15 protein-coding genes are annotated in these 19,387 nt (G+C 52.7%); 5 read left to right on the forward strand and 10 right to left on the reverse strand.

Annotation, left to right across the window (positions count from 1 at the left end):
• Nucleotides 1-246 precede the first annotated feature (246 nt).
• From LOC67_RS14140 to LOC67_RS14185, 10 genes are all read right to left on the reverse strand, one after another.
• On the reverse strand, nt 247-828 hold the full coding sequence (locus LOC67_RS14140) for a TadE/TadG family type IV pilus assembly protein (protein WP_315861058.1): 582 nt from the start codon (nt 826-828) through the stop codon (nt 247-249).
• Complete coding sequence (locus LOC67_RS14145; protein WP_230263257.1) at nt 765-1,184, reverse strand: TadE/TadG family type IV pilus assembly protein; 420 nt, start codon at nt 1,182-1,184, stop codon at nt 765-767. Before LOC67_RS14145 ends, LOC67_RS14140 begins: the two co-directional genes overlap by 64 nt.
• Before the next feature lie 200 nt (nt 1,185-1,384).
• A complete protein-coding gene (locus LOC67_RS14150) occupies nt 1,385-2,329 on the reverse strand; it encodes a type II secretion system F family protein (RefSeq protein WP_230263258.1) in 945 nt (314 codons plus the stop codon).
• 4 nt (nt 2,330-2,333) lie between these two features.
• Nucleotides 2,334-3,278 carry a type II secretion system F family protein gene (locus tag LOC67_RS14155; protein ID WP_230263259.1) on the reverse strand — a complete coding sequence of 315 codons (945 nt, stop codon included), beginning with the start codon at nt 3,276-3,278 and terminating at the stop codon, nt 2,334-2,336.
• A gap of 11 nt (nt 3,279-3,289) precedes the next feature.
• On the reverse strand, nt 3,290-4,573 hold the full coding sequence (locus LOC67_RS14160; RefSeq protein ID WP_230263260.1) for a CpaF family protein: 1,284 nt from the start codon (nt 4,571-4,573) through the stop codon (nt 3,290-3,292).
• A 40-nt stretch (nt 4,574-4,613) separates the two neighbouring features.
• Complete coding sequence (locus LOC67_RS14165; RefSeq protein WP_230263261.1) at nt 4,614-5,843, reverse strand: CpaE family protein; 1,230 nt, start codon at nt 5,841-5,843, stop codon at nt 4,614-4,616.
• 491 nt (nt 5,844-6,334) lie between these two features.
• Nucleotides 6,335-7,546, reverse strand: coding sequence for a response regulator (locus tag LOC67_RS14170; RefSeq protein WP_230263262.1), 1,212 nt, complete (start codon nt 7,544-7,546; stop codon nt 6,335-6,337).
• A complete protein-coding gene (locus LOC67_RS14175; RefSeq protein WP_230263263.1) occupies nt 7,543-9,345 on the reverse strand; it encodes an ATP-binding protein in 1,803 nt (600 codons plus the stop codon). Before LOC67_RS14175 ends, LOC67_RS14170 begins: the two co-directional genes overlap by 4 nt.
• Nucleotides 9,335-11,731: a PAS domain-containing sensor histidine kinase gene (locus LOC67_RS14180; RefSeq protein WP_230263264.1), complete on the reverse strand. Its 2,397-nt coding sequence runs from the start codon at nt 11,729-11,731 to the stop codon at nt 9,335-9,337. The genes LOC67_RS14175 and LOC67_RS14180 overlap by 11 nt, the downstream gene beginning before the upstream one ends.
• On the reverse strand, nt 11,731-12,336 hold the full coding sequence (locus tag LOC67_RS14185) for a hypothetical protein (protein ID WP_230263265.1): 606 nt from the start codon (nt 12,334-12,336) through the stop codon (nt 11,731-11,733). The genes LOC67_RS14180 and LOC67_RS14185 overlap by 1 nt, the downstream gene beginning before the upstream one ends.
• A gap of 473 nt (nt 12,337-12,809) precedes the next feature.
• Between LOC67_RS14185 and LOC67_RS14190 the strand changes: the two genes are divergently transcribed.
• The 5 genes from LOC67_RS14190 to LOC67_RS14210 all read left to right on the forward strand — a co-directional run bounded on the left by LOC67_RS14190 (nt 12,810) and on the right by LOC67_RS14210 (nt 19,304).
• Nucleotides 12,810-13,397, forward strand: coding sequence for a hypothetical protein (locus LOC67_RS14190; RefSeq protein WP_230263266.1), 588 nt, complete (start codon nt 12,810-12,812; stop codon nt 13,395-13,397).
• A gap of 360 nt (nt 13,398-13,757) precedes the next feature.
• Nucleotides 13,758-15,614 (forward strand): 2-oxoacid:acceptor oxidoreductase subunit alpha, encoded by a 1,857-nt coding sequence (locus LOC67_RS14195; RefSeq protein WP_261366901.1) that lies wholly within the window; start codon nt 13,758-13,760, stop codon nt 15,612-15,614.
• Nucleotides 15,615-15,702: 88 nt separating this feature from the next.
• Nucleotides 15,703-16,713 carry a 2-oxoacid:ferredoxin oxidoreductase subunit beta gene (locus tag LOC67_RS14200; RefSeq protein WP_230263267.1) on the forward strand — a complete coding sequence of 337 codons (1,011 nt, stop codon included), beginning with the start codon at nt 15,703-15,705 and terminating at the stop codon, nt 16,711-16,713.
• A 330-nt stretch (nt 16,714-17,043) separates the two neighbouring features.
• Entirely contained in the window at nt 17,044-17,985 is a 942-nt protein-coding gene (gene cysK / locus LOC67_RS14205; RefSeq protein ID WP_230263268.1) for a cysteine synthase A, read from the forward strand.
• A gap of 287 nt (nt 17,986-18,272) precedes the next feature.
• Complete coding sequence (locus LOC67_RS14210) at nt 18,273-19,304, forward strand: DUF4261 domain-containing protein (RefSeq protein WP_230263269.1); 1,032 nt, start codon at nt 18,273-18,275, stop codon at nt 19,302-19,304.
• Nucleotides 19,305-19,387 lie beyond the last annotated feature (83 nt).

Genomic DNA, 19,387 nt, shown 5'->3' on the forward strand with positions numbered 1-19,387 from the left:
CATCGCTGGTCTACAGTCGACGAACAGGTGGTTTAGAAACGGACGGCTGCGCGGACTGTGGATTGTTTGCGAGTGTTTCGGACGCAATGGGGTGTCGTACCGGTTGGCCTTCACCGAATCGCATCTTCTCTGAGTGACAATTTTTTGAAGCTGATCTAGCGTGATGCTGGTCTACTGCCGCAGGGGCCTGGCCTTTTCGGATCCGCGGTATCTATCAAGTAGGTTGGCAGCTTTACTCTAAATCGCTTAGTTAACAATCGGCATAGCGCACTCGGAGCGGAGATCCCATTGAGTCCATTCGAGCCAACCGCTTAGAAATGAGTCGTGTGTGAATTCTAAAGTGACAGAGACTGAATCACCTGGATTGTTTTCACCTGACGCCCAATTGATCGTCACGGAAACGTCTTCGGTATTCATGGTCGGTAGAGTGGCCAGGATCGATTGCACTTCCGGGGCACCACTGCCGGCGTTGGTCGAGATGGCGACTGGGCCCCATTGGTCTTGGACGGAGTCTGCATCGGCTCCGTGCATTGTTGCTTCACGACAAAGAATTCGTGCCGAATAGTCCAGTGAGTTTTGCTGAACCGATACCAGACCGAAGTCAAGCAATGCGAAAATGATTAGCATTGCAACTGGCAACGTGATGGCGGTTTCAACAGCGCTAAGGCCCAATCGAGCAATGTGTCTTGTTCGGGGTGAAATGCAATCCTGTTGGCGGCTGAAGCTGAGTCGGGAGAGATCGATTTCAGATGATGCCATGCGTTCTACCGAAATTGTTTGAATTCCACATGATGCCGAATGTTGACTTCCGACGGGATTCCGGGCCATGCCACGATTGGTGTGAACAGGTACCCGACATCAATGCGAACGTAATGAAATCCTGAGCTGACTTCGTTGACCGTTAGGTTCGATTCGATAGGACCAGTTTCGATGGGAGGTAACGATGCAAATTCATCAGCAATCGCTGCTTGCACTTGTTGTTCCCAGGAGCCACGGCTGAACTCAGTGAATTGATGGCTTGCGCCATATGTGGCACCGCTTCTGGCGGCATTGCAGACAATGCTGCGAATCCCTAACGCCCGTCCGAAATCGACGCATGCAAATGCGAATAGGAGCAAGATCGGAGCTAAGATTGCGAATTCGACCGCAGCTACAGCAGTTCGACGAGGATGGCGTGCAATCATGAGAGGCCAAATCATGGTGTAATGACGTGTTGATTCTGAATTGCGGCTTTTACAACGTCGCCTGAACTGCGTAACCTTAGCGCGAATGGATGATCCTTTTATCCAGTGGAAGGCGACAGTAGAAAATCGACAGGCTGGCACTCGTCCGTCAGGGATGACACACGACCTGCAGTCCGTTGTTGTTGTATCGAAACAGTCAATCAGTTGTTGCCGGAAAATGCTTCGTAAATTTTGATCGCGGCTGGTCCCACCAAGACGATAAACGTCGCGGGGAAAATACAGACCATCATCGGCAACATGATTTTGACCGACGCACGTTGGGCGTTTTCTTCTGCGGCTTGTTCGCGTTGGTAGCGTAAAGTATCGGAATGGCTGCGTAGTGCATCGGCGATGTTTGAGCCATTGCGATGCCCTTCGGTAATCAGGGTGCTCAAGATTTGGATGGGTTCGTAACCCGTGCGTTCCGCCAGTCGTTTCATCGCCATGTCGAGAGATGACCCCAGCTCAATATCTCGCTGGACGTTTGACATCTCTAATGCAAGTTCACGGTGTGCGGCGCGAAGTTCTCCTGCGACACGGCGAAGGCTGTCTTGTAAACTTAGGCCTGCATCGAGGCAGACGACGACCAAATCAAGGAAATCAGGTAGAGATGCCTTGAGGGTTTGGCGATATCGAACTGTCGTTCGGTTAAGCCAAAAGATTGGCGCTAGCCAGCCGGCGGCAATTCCCGTCAGCGCAATGTAGAGCACTTCAAGGCCTGATCCCCACCCGAATTGCCAGAGGATCGTCGCCACGATCGCGGGGACGATCATCAATATTCCACGGGTGGCTAGAAGAACATGGACGGCGTTTTTCCCTCGAACCCCCGCTGTCGCAAGTCTGCGACGCAGCGATGACACTTGAGACAGGTTTGAAAATGAAGCGAAACGAGATAGCTTGACTAGCAGTTCGCCAAGCTTCTTCGTGTCGACCCATTGGCTCCTTTTAGTGCTCGTCTGTGACTGACCGGCGTAAAGCGATTCCATGCGTTTGTGAACCGTCGCGCCGTAAGCTGTGAACTGACTCAGTAGCACGTAGGCGACCAACGCGGTAAAGCCAAAGACCCCAAGCACGGTAGCGACTTGGAGTGAAAGCAATGTCTCCATGTTTTTAAAACCGAAAGTTGATGATACGGTAGATCCAGAAGAATCCCAGGCATTGAAGCCCAGCGGTCATGAACAACAGCTCTTTTTTGGTCAGTAGGGTTTCGACATAATCCGGAGCGATGAACTGGAGAGCGACAAACGCGGCGACGGGAAGCATCAATAGCACGACCGCCTGCATACGGCCTTCACTGGTTAGCGTGCGCACGCGTTGTTTAAGGCGGCCACGCTTTTCCATCGTCGAAGCAAGGTTTTGCAGAAGGTCTGGTAAATCTCCACCCGACTTTGACTGAACAAGCAATGCGACGACAAAGATTTGCATGTCCATGACGCCGCTGCGTTCTCCTAGCTTTCGAAAGGCAAGCTCTTTGGTTAAGCCGCGATCTTGTTGTTCACAGCAGAGTGCGAACTCCTTGCAGATCGGTTTGGGGAAACGGTCGGCAATGTTTCTCATCGCTGAGTTGACTGTTTTTCCCGATCTTACCGCGCGGCTGATCGACTGGAACACGCCGGGCAACTGCTCAACGAGTTTACGATTGCGTGAACGCTGCATCATGATGAGCAACGCCATCGGTGCAAATACAGACGCCAATCCGAGCGGGATGGCAACCCAGCTGATCACGAAATATAGACCCGCTCCGACGGCCAGCCCTAGGAAGATGCTGCCCCATAAAAAGGTTTTGATGCTGCATCCAATTTCGCTGTTGTCGATCAATCGATCTATCGCTTGAAGGATCCTCTTCTTAGTCGTGCGCTGCTCATCCGACTGAAGCGAAGACTGTTTGAAGATGGAAAGTATATTGGCTTGTTCAGTCGATCCGTCGAGTTCCCGAAGACGTCGTTCGGTGAGCATTTCCGCCCGCAACCGGTGGCGGGAGAAATACGTTCCAATCAACATCACGCCGCCAGCGACGGCGCAAAAGGAGAAAGCTGAAACGATAATTGGCAACATGCTGATGTCTCCTAGACAACCTGGACATCACGTGGGCGAATACCCGATTCTTGCAGCCGGGTCATGCAGTTCGGTACGACGCCAGTTGCTTCGAACACGCCTGTGGCATGACCGTTCTTGTCAATGCCTGTGCGACGAAATTCGAAGATGTCGTGCATGCTGATCAGTTCGCCGTGAACGCCTGTGACTTCTGAGATCTGCACAATCTTTCGGTGACCACCTGTCATGCGTTCCACTTGGACCACAATGTTGATTGCGGAGGCGATCTGTCGGTGAATGAACCACATCGGAAGCTCTGGGGCCGCCATCCCGACAAGCATTTCAAGGCGGCTGAGCGCTTCACGTGTATTGTTGGCGTGGATGGTCGACATGCTTCCGTCGTGTCCGGTGTTCATCGCTTGCAGCATGTCGAATGCCTCTGCGCCACGGCATTCCCCGACGATGATTCGGTCGGGACGCATCCGTAAAGCGTTTTTCAATAAGTCACCTGAGGTGATCGCGCCTTTCCCGTCGATGTTGGCAGTTCGGGTTTCCATTCGGGCAACGTGCGGTTGTTGAAGACGCAGTTCTGCCGCATCCTCGATCGTTGCGATTCGTTCCGTCTTTTCGATAAAGCCAGAAAGTAGATTCAAAAGAGTTGTTTTACCGCCGCCAGTGCCTCCGGAGACCAAGATGTTCAGCTTGGCTTTTACGCATGCTGATAAGAACGACAGCATGTCCGAGGTTGCCGTTTGGCGGACGATCAAGTCCTTGATATCCAGAACGTTGGTGGCAAAACGGCGGATGGAAACCAAGGCACCATCCAGAGCCAAGGGGTGGATGACGGCGTTCAGTCGGCTGCCGTCGGGTAACCGGGCATCGACCATCGGAGACGACTCGTCGATGCGTCTGCCGACGCGGCCGGAGATTCGTTGAACGATATCAATCAAGTGATCGTTGTCTCGGAATCGAACAGAGGTTCGTTCGAGTACCCCTTTGCGTTCGACATAGATATTGGTCGGCCCATTGATCAAAATGTCAGACACCGAAGGGTCGTTCATCAGAGGCTCGAGAGGCCCCAGGCCCAAGGTCTCATTTAAAAGCTCTTCGATAAGGCGAAGACGGTCGACGCTTGATAGCAGGTCAGAGTGCTTATCACAAAGCCGTTCGACACCAATCCTTAATTCTTGGCGCATGACGGACTCGTCGACTGAACGTGACGCTTCAAGGTCCAGTTCTGCAATGAGCCGTTCGTGGATTTCAGCCTTTAGGTTCTGAAACCAGATTTCATGCGACGGGTTGTTAGCGGCTGTCACTTGATTATCCAAAGGAAGTACCCCCTAGTTTAAACGGTTGCTATTTTGCGGACTGGCTCGACGCCCCGGGGAACGGTCGAATCACACTGCCGAGTCGATTAAGCAGCGAAGGTTGTTTGGCCGGCGACGCGTTCTTGTCTGTTTTATTGCCGGTGCCTTTGATCCCGGTAACACACTGGGCGACCTTCAGGAAACCTTGCGCCGACTTGCAACCGGGGTTATTTAAGACAATTGGCTCGCCCAGATTGATCGATGCGGTGAAGTTTGATGGTTCAATCAGCACCGGCAGCAGTTCTTGAATTTGGAGAACTTTCTTGACACTCGCTTGTGGGAGTTCACTTTCACTTTCGCTGACAAAGAAGACGACTCTTATCGCGTCTGGGTTGACGCCATTGCTGGCCAGGTACTTGAGTATTTCTTTGGTGCGGACGACTGATGACATATCCAGCCGACATGTGACAAAGATGAACTCGCTAGCAACCAAAGCACGCATCTGTTCGCTGTACATCGGGGAGTCGATATGCACAAGCGTGTAGGGGCGTGACAGCGTTGTGTATTCGATGATCCGACTGCAGAGATTGAGGTCAAGGTCTCTTCGGTCGGAAAACATCGGAGGGCCCGCGATCAGCGCGATCCCACAACTATGGTTCGCCACCACTTGATCGATCATCGAATCATCTAGGCCCATCCTTTGCGTCAGCAAGTCACGCAGATTGTGTGTTGGGCTCATGTTCAACATCGTGCCGAGGTCTCCACCCTGGATGTGGAGGTCGATCAATGCGCATTTTCCGGCAGCTTTCGCAAACGCTGCGGCAAGGTTGACCGACAGCAGGCAGGAGTCATAGTTGCTGTTTGTCGGTAGGACCGAAATGATCTTTCCGACTTTTCCAGTGCCGACCGTCGACGCATGAAGTCTGGAAAGAAGCTTGATAAAGTCCGTGCGAAAGCTTTCCGTGAGCGTTAACACGTCTGAAGCTCCGGCTCGGAATAGATTCAACGCCACGTCAGACTCGATTGCCTGCACCAAGACGACGACTTTCGCCGAGCCTTGTTCATGAAATCGGCTGATCGTATCTAGAACTTCCTTGTCAATCGATCGCAGTGCCAGGAAGCAAACGCAGCCCGGGACCAGCATGTTTTCCATCTCTTTGGAAATCCAGGCTAGTTCGACTTCCCGTCCCTCGTGGTGCGCCACCCCAGCTTCGACAAGCTCGTTTCGTAATCTCGCGGTGACATCTTCATTCTCGTTGATGATCCAGAATTCGTTCATTGTGTCGCGTCTTTGTATCTGCAATAGAGCGTGAAACCGTTCACTCGGGCAGCGATGGGTCGTGGGGATCCATAGCGCATCGTGTCATCGGTAAAATTGCGTGGAGGTCGGAGCCGAATCGAGTGATCGCCTTATGGCGTCATCAGGATCGACGAGAATGGAAGTTTTTTGTATTGATGTGTCATTGGGATTTGCAAAACCGGATTTCGTTGGGTCGCCTTGTCGGATCGCTACGTGATTCTGATCAAATTGCTTCAGTAAATCGTAGGTCTACGTCGCGAAGTATGTGAACTTCAGGTTGGGTAACATTTAGATTGAGGGGCAAACTTCGTTCGTCACAACGATCTCGCTTTTAGTCGTGTTGCCAGCGTCTGTGCTGATTTGAAATGGTTTGTGACTTTGTTGTCCGATGATGATTTGCAACAAAATTGGTGCGTGGAATTGTCAATGTTTCCAACAAAGGAGATGGGGAATCGGAAAGGTCCTTTTACCTAAGCGTGGAAAGCCGGAGTGGAGTTTTGAGTCTCATGTACTGCGTGCTTCGCTTCTTCTGTAGGCCGGGATTTCCACCGGCCGATCAACTGGTCGAGTTTCGTTGGCAGTTGCGAGGTTTCGGGATTCGCTTGCGAGTTTGTTTTCTGCTCGGTGATGAAACGTGCGGCAAAAACAATCTGGCTGACTTGGCCGGCTTCTTGGCAGCATTCGGCATCGTGATGATTGGCGACGGTTTCGCTCAGCTCCTTAGGAAGCCCCCAGAGCTCAAGCAGATAGGCTCCCAACTGCGGGTGCGACGCGCCAAACTCCAGTTGTTCAGCTTCGCAGGAAGGCGTGCCGTCGGATGCCGCTTGGTCGAGTATCGATTGGTAGCGTTTAGGGAATGAATGGCTAAGAATGATCTTGCCAATGTCTTGTAGGAGAGCGGCTGAAAAGACGGTGTCGATCAATTTCTGATCGTCCGATTCCGATTCCGCAATTTGACGAGCGGTCTTGGCGACGCTGATCCCGTGTTCAAAGATTTCTGCGGTTGCCGCAGTGTCAAACGCCGGTGTCTGTGATGGTGCGGGAATTGGTGTCACCATCGTTTGCAACATATCAACACCGATCAGCGAAAGGCTCTGCTCCATGCTGACGATTGGTGTCTTGGGACCGAAGATTGACGAATTCGCTAACTGCAGGACCTTTCCGGTAAGGATTGGGTCGTGAGAAATTGCGTTGGCAAGCGATTTGGTAGACGATGGTTCGGCGGCTAGCTCTTTTTCGATCGCTTCACGGATACTTGGTGGTGTCCAGAAATCGTGATAGTTTCCTGCAGCCTCAAGAACTTCTGGGGAGGTGATCGCTGACTGGTAGGATTCGATGCCGCGGATGGTACTGATCAATATATTTGGGTCGCAAGGTTTCGCGAGGTACTGGTGTACCGGCTTAACCGCGCGGAGAATCGATTCCCGGTCAGCCTGTCCGGAAAGGATGATGCGCATTGTTGCCGGGGAGCGTCGTTCCACGATGTCAAGCAGTTCGGCACCGTCCATCACGGGCATGCTCATGTCGGAGACGATGACGTTAAACGCAGACACGTCGAGCAATTCGAGTGCTTCGGTTCCCGACGTGGCAGTCCGGATATCCCAGTCGTCTTGTTCCGCTCGGATCATGCGAGTTATGCCTCGCAACACTTGGGGCTCATCGTCGACGAGTAAGATCCTCATTGGTAGATTCCGGTTTGCGCGGTAGCGGTGTTGAGTTCGGTTGCTTTCTCTTTTTCGAAAGGGATTTGTAAAGTGAACTTAGATCCCTGACCTTCGCGTACCTCCAGCGATAGTGTGCCACCGTGTTTGCTAACCACCGCCGAATGGGCGATCGCTAAACCTTGACCTGTGCCTTTACCGATTTCTTTGGTTGTGAAGAATGGTTCAAAGACTTTGTCTCGAATTTCGACTGGGACACCACCACCGTTGTCAGCGATCGATATGATGGCGAAGTCTTCGTTGAAACTGGTTTTGATGTAGATCTGTCCTCGCTCAATTCCCTGCGTTGCGATACGGTCCCGGATCGCGTGAACTGCGTTGACAATGATGTTTAAGATTGCTTGATTGAGTTCGCTAGGGAAACCCATCAGCGGCGGCATGTCGGAGCATGCGTCAATTCGAACATCGGCGATATGCTTCCATTCGCTTTTTGCCACCGTGATCGCGGAATGAAGGATGCGGTTCAGGTCAATCCTCGATTTTTCCTGAGTTCCGGGATGAGACAGTTCTTTCATCGCGGAAACAATTTTGGCGACCGTGTCGACGCCTTGAATGGAATCCGATAGAGCCTCAGATAGCTGTGAAAGCCAGGATCCCATTTTGTCAGCTGGGATGTCACAAGAGAGCGTTTTTCTGCGCAAAACAATCTCTTCATCACTGATTGTTTCATCCAGCAGATCTGGTAGGTATTTCAGTAGCGAATCGAATCGATCAATGGTCCTGGAGACATAGCGAATGTTGTCGCCGATGTACTGCATCGGGGTGTTGATCTCGTGTGCCACCCCGGCGGCCAGTTGACCAACGGATTCAAGTTTTTGTGCCTGCTCAAGTTGTGATTGAAGCTTCTTTTGTAGAGTGATGTCATTGGCGATGATAAGGCGAGTCTGAGATTGTGGTGCACCAACGATCGGGAAGACGTTTACCTCAAGGGTTGTGGTTGTGCCTTGACGGTCGGTGAACATAAGTTCGGAGCGGCAAGGTCCATCTGAGGAGCGTTCGTTAGTTAGGTTGGCTGCAAGTTGCTTGTCGTGCCAATCAATCGGAAGGTCAATATAGGGGTGTCCAATCGCTTGGCTTTTGTTGATCGAAAAGAGTTGTTCCGCGATAGGGTTCCAGCGAGACACCTTGCCATGTTCATCGATGCAGATCAGGACGGAGGTGATCGACTGAATCAGTGTCTCCGCGTTTTCATGGGCTTCTTGCAATTCGATCGCTTGCGATGAAACTTCTTGTTCGAGCGAATTCATTTTGGATCGCGAGACCTCTAGAAGGCGTCGCTTCTCGCACAATGAAGTTGCCAGTTGAACAACCTCGATTTCGTCGAACGGCTTTTTCAGTACGAGCAGTCGATCGTTGTATCCCAGCTTTTCGACGATACGTTGCCAGCTATGGTCGGAGTAGGCGGTGCAGATGACGACTTGTAGATTTGGGTCGGCCGCCCACAGTCGCTGAATGGTTTCGACGCCATCCCATCCCGGAGGCATCCGCATATCGACGAATGCGACGCCAAAAGGCTTGCCCTCTTGCATCGACCGTTCCAGAATCTCCAGACCGTCTTTGCCTTGTGTCGCGTGTGCGAGATCAAATGCGACTGAAGGCTGCGGTTTGTCTTTGCGACCAAACAGTTCAGCATCGAGGTCGTCGAGCGGGGAGCTTTGATTGTTGCGAAGAAGGATCTTGTCGAAGTCACCATGAATCGCTTGATTGTCATCGATCACTAGGATCCGTAGGAAACGGTTGGAAGCACTATCAATCGACATGTTCATTTTCGAAATTTCCTATTATGCAAATATCTTCTTGGTATAGTGATTCTCTGACTGATTTCTCGTTCAGTGGAAGCTGAAGTTCAAAAGTTGCTCCATGGCCGACACCTTCGCTGAAACCGGTTAGCAAGCCACCAATTTCTTTAGCTGAATTTGCACTGCTGTGTAATCCAAAACCAAAACCTGTTTTCTTCGTTGTGAAGCCATGTTGAAAAATTTGGTTCAAACGATCAGGCGGGATCCCAATTCCATTGTCACTGACGCGAAGTGCTAGCCACTCTCCAGTGCAGCTTGCCGCGACGGTGACTTTGGGCGACAGGTGTCCTGACTCGACAAGTGCGTCAATCGCGTTTTTGATCAAGTTGATCAGGATTTGGAGAATGCGATGCTTGTCCGACATGAACGTCGGGACGTTGTCGTCGACACACTGTTCGATAGTGATATGGTTTTTCTGAATCGATGCTTTGTTTGCGGAGATGGCGTCACGGAATACATCATGAACATCAAGTTTTTGAACTAGCCCGCTGCACTTTGCCATCGACTGTTGGACGGAGATAATTGTTTTGATGTGGTCGACGTTGGATACGAGGTCTCCAAACTCTTCGACCATCAATTCTCGCTCACGTTTAAACGCATCAGTGACGCGTCTGATGTATTCGGGGATAACCCGACCGCTATGTTCCTGCTTGATATTTTGGAAGAAATCGGATTCATATTCAGAGATCAAGCCGGAGATTCGCTCAAGCTTATCCAGTGAGCCTTCTTCGATTTGCTTCCGCAGAATGGAGGCCGACACATTGACGCTGTTCAAGATGTTGCCGACGTTGTGTAGGACCCCCGTTGCGATCTCTGCCATGCCAGCCTGGCGGGAGACATCAAGTAGGTCTTGATGCAGTTTTTGATTCTCTTGTTCGGCGAGTATTCGTTCGGTGATGTCGAAGATCGTTCCGTCGATCAATGGGTTGTCGCCGCAGTTGTCTACACATTTTCCGCGTTCCCAGACCCAACGAATGTTTTTGTTTTTGTCGACGATTCGATATTCGATCGAGAATTCACCTCGCTCGGTGATCAATGAATTGACGTGTTTGCGGACCCGCTCTTCATCCTCTGGGTGTATGAGGTCCAGGTGAGAGCGTTTGCTTTTGGTGGTGCTCGGGGCGTTGGGGTTAGAGACGACGAATTCGTCCGCCGGGTATCCGGTGATCTTTTCGATCCACCGGCTCATAAAAATGCTTTTGCCTTCGCTCGACAGGTGCCGTCGGTAGAATGCCCCCGGAACATTGTCGAGGATTGACCGAAGTTGTTGTTCCGCTTCAGCGAGGGACAGTTCGACATTCTTGCGTTCGCTGATGTCTCGATCGATAACGATGAAGCGATTAACTTGGCCTCCACGATTTTTGATGGGGCGAACCTCAGTCGCTAGCCAATAGAGTTCACCGTTCTTTCTTCGGTTGCGGAGTTCCAGGTTGCAGCCTTCACCGTTGGTAAAAGCGTCTCGCACGACCGCTGCCATTCGAGGACTGGTGTCACTGCAATAAAGGTATTCCAGCAAATGTTTTCCGGTGATCTCTCCAAGGGTGTATCCCGAGATGCGAGTGAACCCCTCATTGATCCATTCGATTTTTCCATTGCCGTCTGTAATCGCGACGGCATTGTCGGTGTGTTTGGCGACCATCGCCAATTTTTCAGCTTCGCGAGTCTTTTTAAGTAGCAGCGAGTTAGTCTGAACCAATTCCTGGGTGCGCTCGCTGACTTTTTGGTCGACGCTTTGCTTCGCGTTTTCGATCTCGGTTTGTCGATCACACAGTTCTTTGAACTCGCTACGAAGTCTGCGGCAGCTGGGGATCAGGAACGCGACTTCAAATACGACCCAGCCGACGTGTTCCAGCCAACGTACCGGGCTTTCGGTGACGATTCCAAAAACCGATAGCGGATAGAACACACCGCGAACGAAATGGTCAATGGCGATTGCCAGTGTCGCGGTGACGAGTACCTTCCAGTCACGGTAGGCGGATAAAATTGCCAGCGATGCGAGGATGTGGAAGTGCGTCTCAATACGACCACCGGAAAGGTGGATCAGCATCGAAGACCAAAGCATCTGGGCGATAGCGGCGACATGACGCGAGTGTGCAGATTTTGGAAAGGTCTTTAGCCATAGGATCGTAAATGTTGACAGCGCTCCGCCGGCAACGATGGCCGCCCATACATGGATATGGATTTCGCTGGTGCTTCCGATCCAAGTTTTAGGAGTCCAAAAAAGGGCGAATATGGTTCCCAGAAGCCACTGGCCAAGCATCAGCCGTCCCATGAATCGATGGACCCATCGGCATTCTTTGTCGTACCTTGTCTTGGACAGGTCGGTTTCTGTCGATCTGGAATTCATCAATCGGCCTGTGCGTTGTCAGCGATCGAGCATCCAAACACGGGCCATTCAGTGAAAGGTTCGTCTTGGTCGTTGATGCAGTGTGTGAATTGGGTCAATGAAGGTCCCGTACCTTCGTGGCCTCGAAGTGGAGTCAAGCCTCCGCTAAAGATCACGCCCCGCGCTTTTGAATAGACGATACAGTGCCCCGATGTTTTCACCCCCAGGCTTCCGGCAATCTTGCCATTGGTGTCAATGATCACTTTGGTGCTTGTGATTCGATTAAGCGTTTCGGTCGAACGTTTCTTCAACCAGTTCGATGGGGCGTTGTCTGGTTGGTAAGCGAAGGCGAGTATGTCCGGATGTGGGTCGAGTAATGGGCTGATGCGTTGGAGATTGCGAGCTGCGGCAACTGTACACGGACAGCCCGGTTGGTAGAAAAACAAGATGCACTTGCGGTTCCCTGGGCTGCAATGGCGGGCGACAACTTCATTGATTGCTTCACGACTGATTTCGTACGTCGTTGTGGCCGGTCGGCTCGCATAGTCTGTCAGCTTCACCACGCCGACGATGTATGACAGCAGCAGCCCTGGCAAAGCAACTAAACGAATGAAGCGATCGAGCATGGTTCCCCGGCATTGCGACTTGGAAAATGGCTCGTGAGAGTGCGAGTGAATGGAAGCGATCGGTTCGGCAAGCTTGTTCGCTGGTTTGACCGGTGATCCGGAAGCAGTCCGGTGACTACTAAGTGAAGGGTTGGCTTATTGGTCTGCCGATTAATTCCCTCTGTTTGCAACGCTAGCACGGATGGGCGACTGAAATGCTTGAAGTGCTGGTGGGAGTTCCCTAGGGGGGAAAAGGTCATGCCTGCTCGGTTGACGATTGGGCATTTGTAGGTTCTGGATCGCACTCTGGTTTTGGAGGTGGTTTAAGAGCTGCAGAGATTGATTCACTAAGGCTCTTTGGTTCTCGGAACCGTTGCGTTAAACATCTGCGGCGTTTGCTTTCGTCGGTTATCCCCATTGGATTTAGGTATCAGCGACTTTAAGTTTGGCGTCAGAGATGACTGATTTCATTCGAGATAAGGAAATGCACTGTGATGATTTATCGATTTGAATTGCGTCGATTGCTTTGGGGCTGTGCCTTGGCGCTTTGCTGCTTGGGCAATTTGCAAGCTGATCCATGGCATGCCGACGATGACACCTTCGATCCGAGCATTCAGTCAGTTGTCATCGGGAATCGCAGCTGGATTGGTGACCCGTCGCCCTTCGTTCACCAGCCTTCGGGGCGGACCGGATACACGTACGTCAACGCGGCGAACTATGAAGGCATGGACCCTTCCGTGCAGATTTCGCTGATGGTCCCGATTGAGATCGGTGAGACGAAGCCGGTCGGCGGAGGCATGTTGATGGTCAATCGAAAGCAGTACGAATCGCTATCGAAGGCATTCAAATCTGCAATCGCGGCAAAAGCGACGGACAAGGTTGAACCTCAACCGTTGGTGACCGGCATCAAGGATGCAAAGTGGATTTTGTTGGCCGATGTGAAAGACGCCAAGCGATCAGTGGTACTGGAGAACAAGGTCGGCGAAGAAACCCATCGCTACCATTTTTCGGTCAACGCAACGAAAAAGCTGCTGGGGGCGATGGAGCATGCCAAGGCTCAGCTGAAAGGCAAAAGCGAGTGACTTAAAGCCTGCTAGGTCTGCGGCTTGCCAACCCCGTAGCCTGCTAGCAAGACGTCGCAGTCCGGGGGGCGGGGGCCCGGGTGCGTGCATGGGGTGACCCGATTTGCATGTCGAAATCGGGCAGATTGTCGCGTTTCTTGCCCAAAATGCCTGAATCGCCACGCGCGGTCATTACGTTTTGGCGGCCGATTTATAGAATTCGGAAAAGTTTCCGATTTGGAATACTCGATACAACCCTTACAGTCCGTCCGGATTCCTATCCGAGCGGCAGTGGCAGCCAATTCCCCGCTGGCACGCAATACAGAAACCACCCCGGTCGAGCCAGAAGCCGATCGACAGAATTCGAGCTTTGATTCGTTAATGACTACTAAAGACGTCAAATCGGTCACTGGAATCACCGTGCGATTGGCCGGTGATTCGGGTGACGGTATGCAATTGTTGGGGACACAACTTACCAACACCAGTGCATTGGCCGGAAACGACGTTGCGACGTTCCCCGACTTTCCCGCCGAAATTCGAGCCCCCCGTGGGACTCGCGCTGGTGTCAGCGGTTTTCAGGTCCAGTTCGCAAAGGAAGAGATCTTTACTCCCGGCGATACCCTGGATGCGTTGGTGGTGATGAATCCTGCGGCGCTGGTGACCAATATTGGTGACCTTCGCAAAGGCGGCATCCTAATTGCCAACGACGACGGATTCACCGACAAAGATTTCAAGTTGGCCAAGGTTGATGCCAATCCCTTGGAAGCGACCGTCATCAACGATAGTTATCGCCTGTTCCGCGTGAACATGACCGAGTTGACTCGGAAGGCGGTTTCCGAACACGGTTTAAGTCCCAAAGTTGCCGACCGTTGTAAGAACTTTTTCGCAATGGGATTGGTGTACTGGCTGTTCGGCCGTTCGCTCGATCCGACTTTGCGATTTATCGAAGCCAAATTCGGCAAAAAGCCCGAAGTCGCGTCGGCAAACGAGGCGGCTCTTCGTGCCGGTTGGGCGTACGGAGAAACGACCGAAGCGTTCGGCGAAAGCTACCAAGTCGAAGCGGCGGAGCTGGAACCCGGAACGTACCGCAACATCATGGGCAACCAAGCTTTGGCGCTCGGATTGGTCGCGGCAAGCAAGCTGAGCAACAAGGAACTGTTCTACGGAACGTATCCGATCACGCCGGCTAGCGATATTTTGCACGAGCTGACCAAGCACAAGAACTTTGGCGTGCGTACCTTCCAAGCGGAAGACGAAATCGCTGCGGTTTGCGCAACGATCGGAGCTGCGTTCGGCGGTACGATGGCGGTTACCGCAAGTAGCGGTCCCGGCATCGCGTTGAAAGCCGAAGCGATGGGTTTGGGCATGATGTTGGAACTGCCGATGGTCGTCGTCAACGTCCAACGCGGCGGCCCTAGCACAGGCTTGCCAACGAAGACAGAACAGAGCGACCTGTTGCAATCGATGTTCGGACGCAATGGCGAGTCGCCACTTCCGATCATCGCGCCGCGATCCCCGGCTGACTGTTTCGATATGGCGATCGAGGCATGGCGAATCGCGGTTGAATGCATGGTTCCGGTGATGCTGTTGTCGGACGGTTACATCGCCAACGGTAGCGAGCCATGGAAACTGCCTGAAATGGCGGAGCTTCCCGAAATCGTTGTATCGCACCCTGAAGGTGCCGATTCCGACGAGCCATTTTTGCCTTACCTACGTGATGAAAATCTTTCGCGTCCTTGGGCAATCCCGGGGACCGAAGGACTGATGCACCGCGTCGGCGGCTTGGAAAAACAGCATGAAACCGGCAACGTCAGTTATGACCCAGCCAACCACCAGTTCATGGTTCAAACCCGTGCCAACAAAGTAGCGAAAATCGCCGAACGCATTCCTGAACAGGACGTCGTCGGCGAAACCAGCGGCGACCTATTGGTGGTTTCCTGGGGCGGTACGTACGGTGCTTGCTTGACTGCCGTTCGCCGATGCCAAGAGGCCGGACACCGCGTCAGTCATGCACATATCCGATACCTCAATCCGCTGCCACGTAACATCGGTGACTTGTTGAAATCATTCGACAAAGTCCTGGTGCCTGAACTGAACATGGGGCAACTTCGCATGCTGCTCCGAAGCGAATTCCTGGTCGACTGTATCGGTTTCAACAAAGTTCAAGGGAAGCCATTTTCCGTCAGTGAACTGATCGAAGCGATCGAAAGCCACCTGCCATCGGCGGTGCCAGCGTAGTCGCCTCAGGCAAATCAATCTTCGCCGCTGAAACATCGCGGCGTCATTTCAAATCAACCAAGCCTTTCAAGATAAGCCTGTCATTGCTATGGCACTTCCCGTTCTAAAAGCCGCCGATTTTGCATCCGATCAAGACGTCCGATGGTGTCCTGGTTGTGGTGACTATTCCATTTTGGCGCAAATGAAAAAGGTCTTGCCCGAGTTGGGTGTGCCTCGTGAGAAAACCGTCTTCATCAGCGGCATCGGTTGTAGCAGCCGGTTTCCGTACTACATGAACACGTACGGTATGCACAGCATCCACGGTCGGGCCCCAACATTCGCAACCGGCCTGAAAGCCACGCGTCCGGACCTGATGGTCTGGGTCATCACCGGCGACGGTGATGCGCTGTCGATCGGCGGAAACCACTTCATTCACGTGTTGCGTCGAAACGTCGACTTGAACATCGTCCTGTTCAACAACCGGATTTATGGATTGACCAAAGGTCAGTACAGCCCGACGACTAATGAAGGTCAGGTGACCAAGAGTACTCCGATGGGGTCGATCGATCACCCGTTGAGTCCTCTGTCTGTCGCGTTGGCTGCCGAGGCAACCTTTGTGGCCCGTTCCTTGGATGCTCACGTTAAGCATTTGGGAATGGTGCTCAAGCGAGCGGCCGAACACAAAGGCACATCCTTGGTTGAGGTTTACCAAAACTGCAACGTGTTCAACGACGGTGCGATGGCCTATGCACAGGAAAAGAAGCAGCGTGCCGATAACGTTGTGGAGCTTGAACACGGCAAGCCACTCGTGTTTGGTAAAGACAACGAGAAGGGCATTCGCTTGATGGGCAACCACTTGCAAATCGTCGAGCGTAGCGAAGTTCCAGACGATGACTTGTTGATCCACGACGAGAAGGACCCCAATCCGTCAATCCAAATGATGTTGGCGCGGATGCGGTATCCCACGATGCCGGAACCGATCGGTGTTCTGCGTGACGTCGAAGGCGTCGCGACCTATAACGATCAGATCAATGATCAAGTTAAATTGGCCCGAGAAACCCGCGGTGAAGGCGACTTGCAAAAGTTGATTTCAGCCGGTGACACCTGGGTCGTTAAATAGTTTTCATACCATGCGTCGGTTGCTTGGGTTCGCTTCTGCGGATCTGGGTTTCCTGCATGGTTGTCTTGGCTTGATGCCGATCGATGGATCGACTGGCGAAACGCCAAGGCAAACCGCCCTGCTGTCAAACGATGACTGCGATCATCGGGGTTGCGGTTTGGCGGCTTGGTAATGCAACTTTTGAATCATGCGGCCGCCTACCTGATAAGGTCTGGTGGCCAGCAGCACAGCCTTGCGACATCGTCTGACGACTTTGCAATAATAGTCACAACAACTTGCGATTGAGTCCGATGACGCCGCACACGACCGGATTCCCCAGGGAGGAATGAAATGCCACGTGGAAAGCTTTACTCCGATGCAACGAAGGCCTTTGGCGACACACCGATGATTCAGATCAATCGGCTGGTTCCCGAAGGCGGAGCGACGGTCTTCGCAAAGTGTGAATTCTTTCAGCCGCTCAACAGCGTCAAGGATCGGATCGGCGTTGCGATGATCGAGGCAGGTGAGAAAGACGGCACGATTAATGCCGGAACTCATATCATCGAGCCTACCAGTGGAAACACCGGGATCGCATTGGCATTTGTTTGTGCGGCGAAGGGCTACAAGCTGACGTTGACCATGCCGGAGTCCATGTCGGTTGAACGGCGTGCGTTGCTGCGAGCGATGGGTGCAAACCTAGTGCTGACCCCAGCCGGCGAAGGTATGAAAGGCGCCATCAACAAGGCCGCGGAATTGGTAGATGAAAACGAGAACGCTTTCATGCCACAGCAATTCGAAAACCCGGCCAACCCGGCAATTCACGAAGCAACTACCGGTCCGGAAATCTGGGAAGACAGCGGCCAACAGATCGATGCCATTGTTGCAGGTGTCGGAACCGGTGGAACGATTTCCGGTGTTGCTCGCTATTTGAAGTCCAAGAATCCCGATTTCAAGGCGTTCGCTGTCGAACCGGTTCATTCACCCGTGATCAGTGGTGGTGCACCAGGGAAACACCGAATCCAGGGTATCGGCGCGGGCTTTATCCCCAAGAACTTGGATACGAGCCTAATCGACGATGTGGTCCAAGTTGATGACGAGGACGCCTTCGCATGGGGCCGACGCCTAGCCAAAGAAGAAGGGATCGTCGCTGGTATTAGCAGTGGTGCCAACATGTGGGCTGCCGCACAGGTTGCCGCACGTCCTGAAATGAAAGGCAAGCGAATCGTTACCGTGATGTGCAGCCTCGGCGAACGTTATCTAAGCACCCCACTGTTTGGCGATCTTGGCATGTAGCCAAGGTCAAGCGGCGGCAAATTTTCGGTGCTCGGCTTGCCGCACGGGAAAAGAACGCAACTATTTGAACAGAGTTGCGTTCTTGTGCTTTCTGCAATCGCGGCAGCCTGGGGTGGGCGGTGGCATCTCGTTTAGCGTTTGCGCAGGCCTCGAACGCTTCGTTTCAGCCGCTCCGCAGTGTCATCAGGCCTCGTCGATGAGTGCTTGATGCGTTACAACAGCGGTTTGACGCGCGGTAGAACGCCGCGCCGGATTTCTTCCGTAATGAGGACGGGTCGGCAACGACGATGGCGAAAGGTTTATTCACCCAGGGAATGTGCGTGCTGTTGAGGCAGCCGGTCTCTCTGGAAAAACTGCAGGAATCGCTATCGTCATTCGATTTGGTCGGTGTCCAAGAATCCGTGGTCGACAACGCGTCGCCAGAGACTTTGGTGATGGAGTTTCGTCCGGAAGTCGGTGGCCATCTTCTGGTGACTCCTTCGACCGAAAAATGGCCCGACGATATGGGCGATCCGGAGTCGACGCCCGATGTTTTCGTCGCATGGTCACTTGGGCAATTCGGACCGCTCGCATTTCCCGGTTGCTTGGAACGCGCTGCCGAACAATCGTGGACTTGGGAGGAAGGCGAAAAAGCGGTCGCGGAACATACCTGTCATGTCCGACTGTTGATCAGCTATGTGTTGGGGTCAGAGTCAGAAGACCAGGAAGACGACGATTCCGAAGATGACGTTGTCTTGATTCCAGACGACTATGATGCGATGGCCGAACTGAAGTTCTTGATGCGAGCCGTGTCTGAACTGCTGGAACTGCCCGAAGCGATCTGCTACTTCAATCCCGGTGGCGAAGTGCTGCGAGACCAAAGCGGTTTGCGGCAGGGACTGAACTTTGCCTGGAACTACGACCTACCTCCATTGGACATGTGGTCCAATGTTCGTCTGTTTCGAACTGAGGAATCTTGGGTCCTGATGGATACGGTCGGTATGGGGCAGCTCGATTTGCCGGATATGGAAGCGGTCTACGATACCGACAAGTATGATCCGGAGGATGTCGAGCGTTTCTTGCGCAACGCGTCGCTGTATCTGATGAACAGTACCGAGGAATTTGAAGACGGCGACACGGCCGATGGTCCCGGTGACATTTCTTGGATCGCGCTAGAATGCGACGACAGTTTGTCTGATCCGCCGCGAGAAACGATTCGCTGGGTTCCCGATGATGGTTCTGAGCCGCCAGAATCTCTTCTACGGCGTGCCGAAGTTGACATCGACGATGCGTACGATGAAGAACCCGACGATCTCGATGACGAAGCATTCGAGGCTTAGTCGGGAAGGATCGCTTCAGTTTTGATCGCGATTTCTGTTCCGGTTTTGAAATTGCGATATGATACGTGACCCGACTAGTGATC

This window comes from Stieleria sp. JC731, assembly GCF_020966635.1.
Classification (GTDB): Bacteria; Planctomycetota; Planctomycetia; order Pirellulales; family Pirellulaceae; genus Stieleria.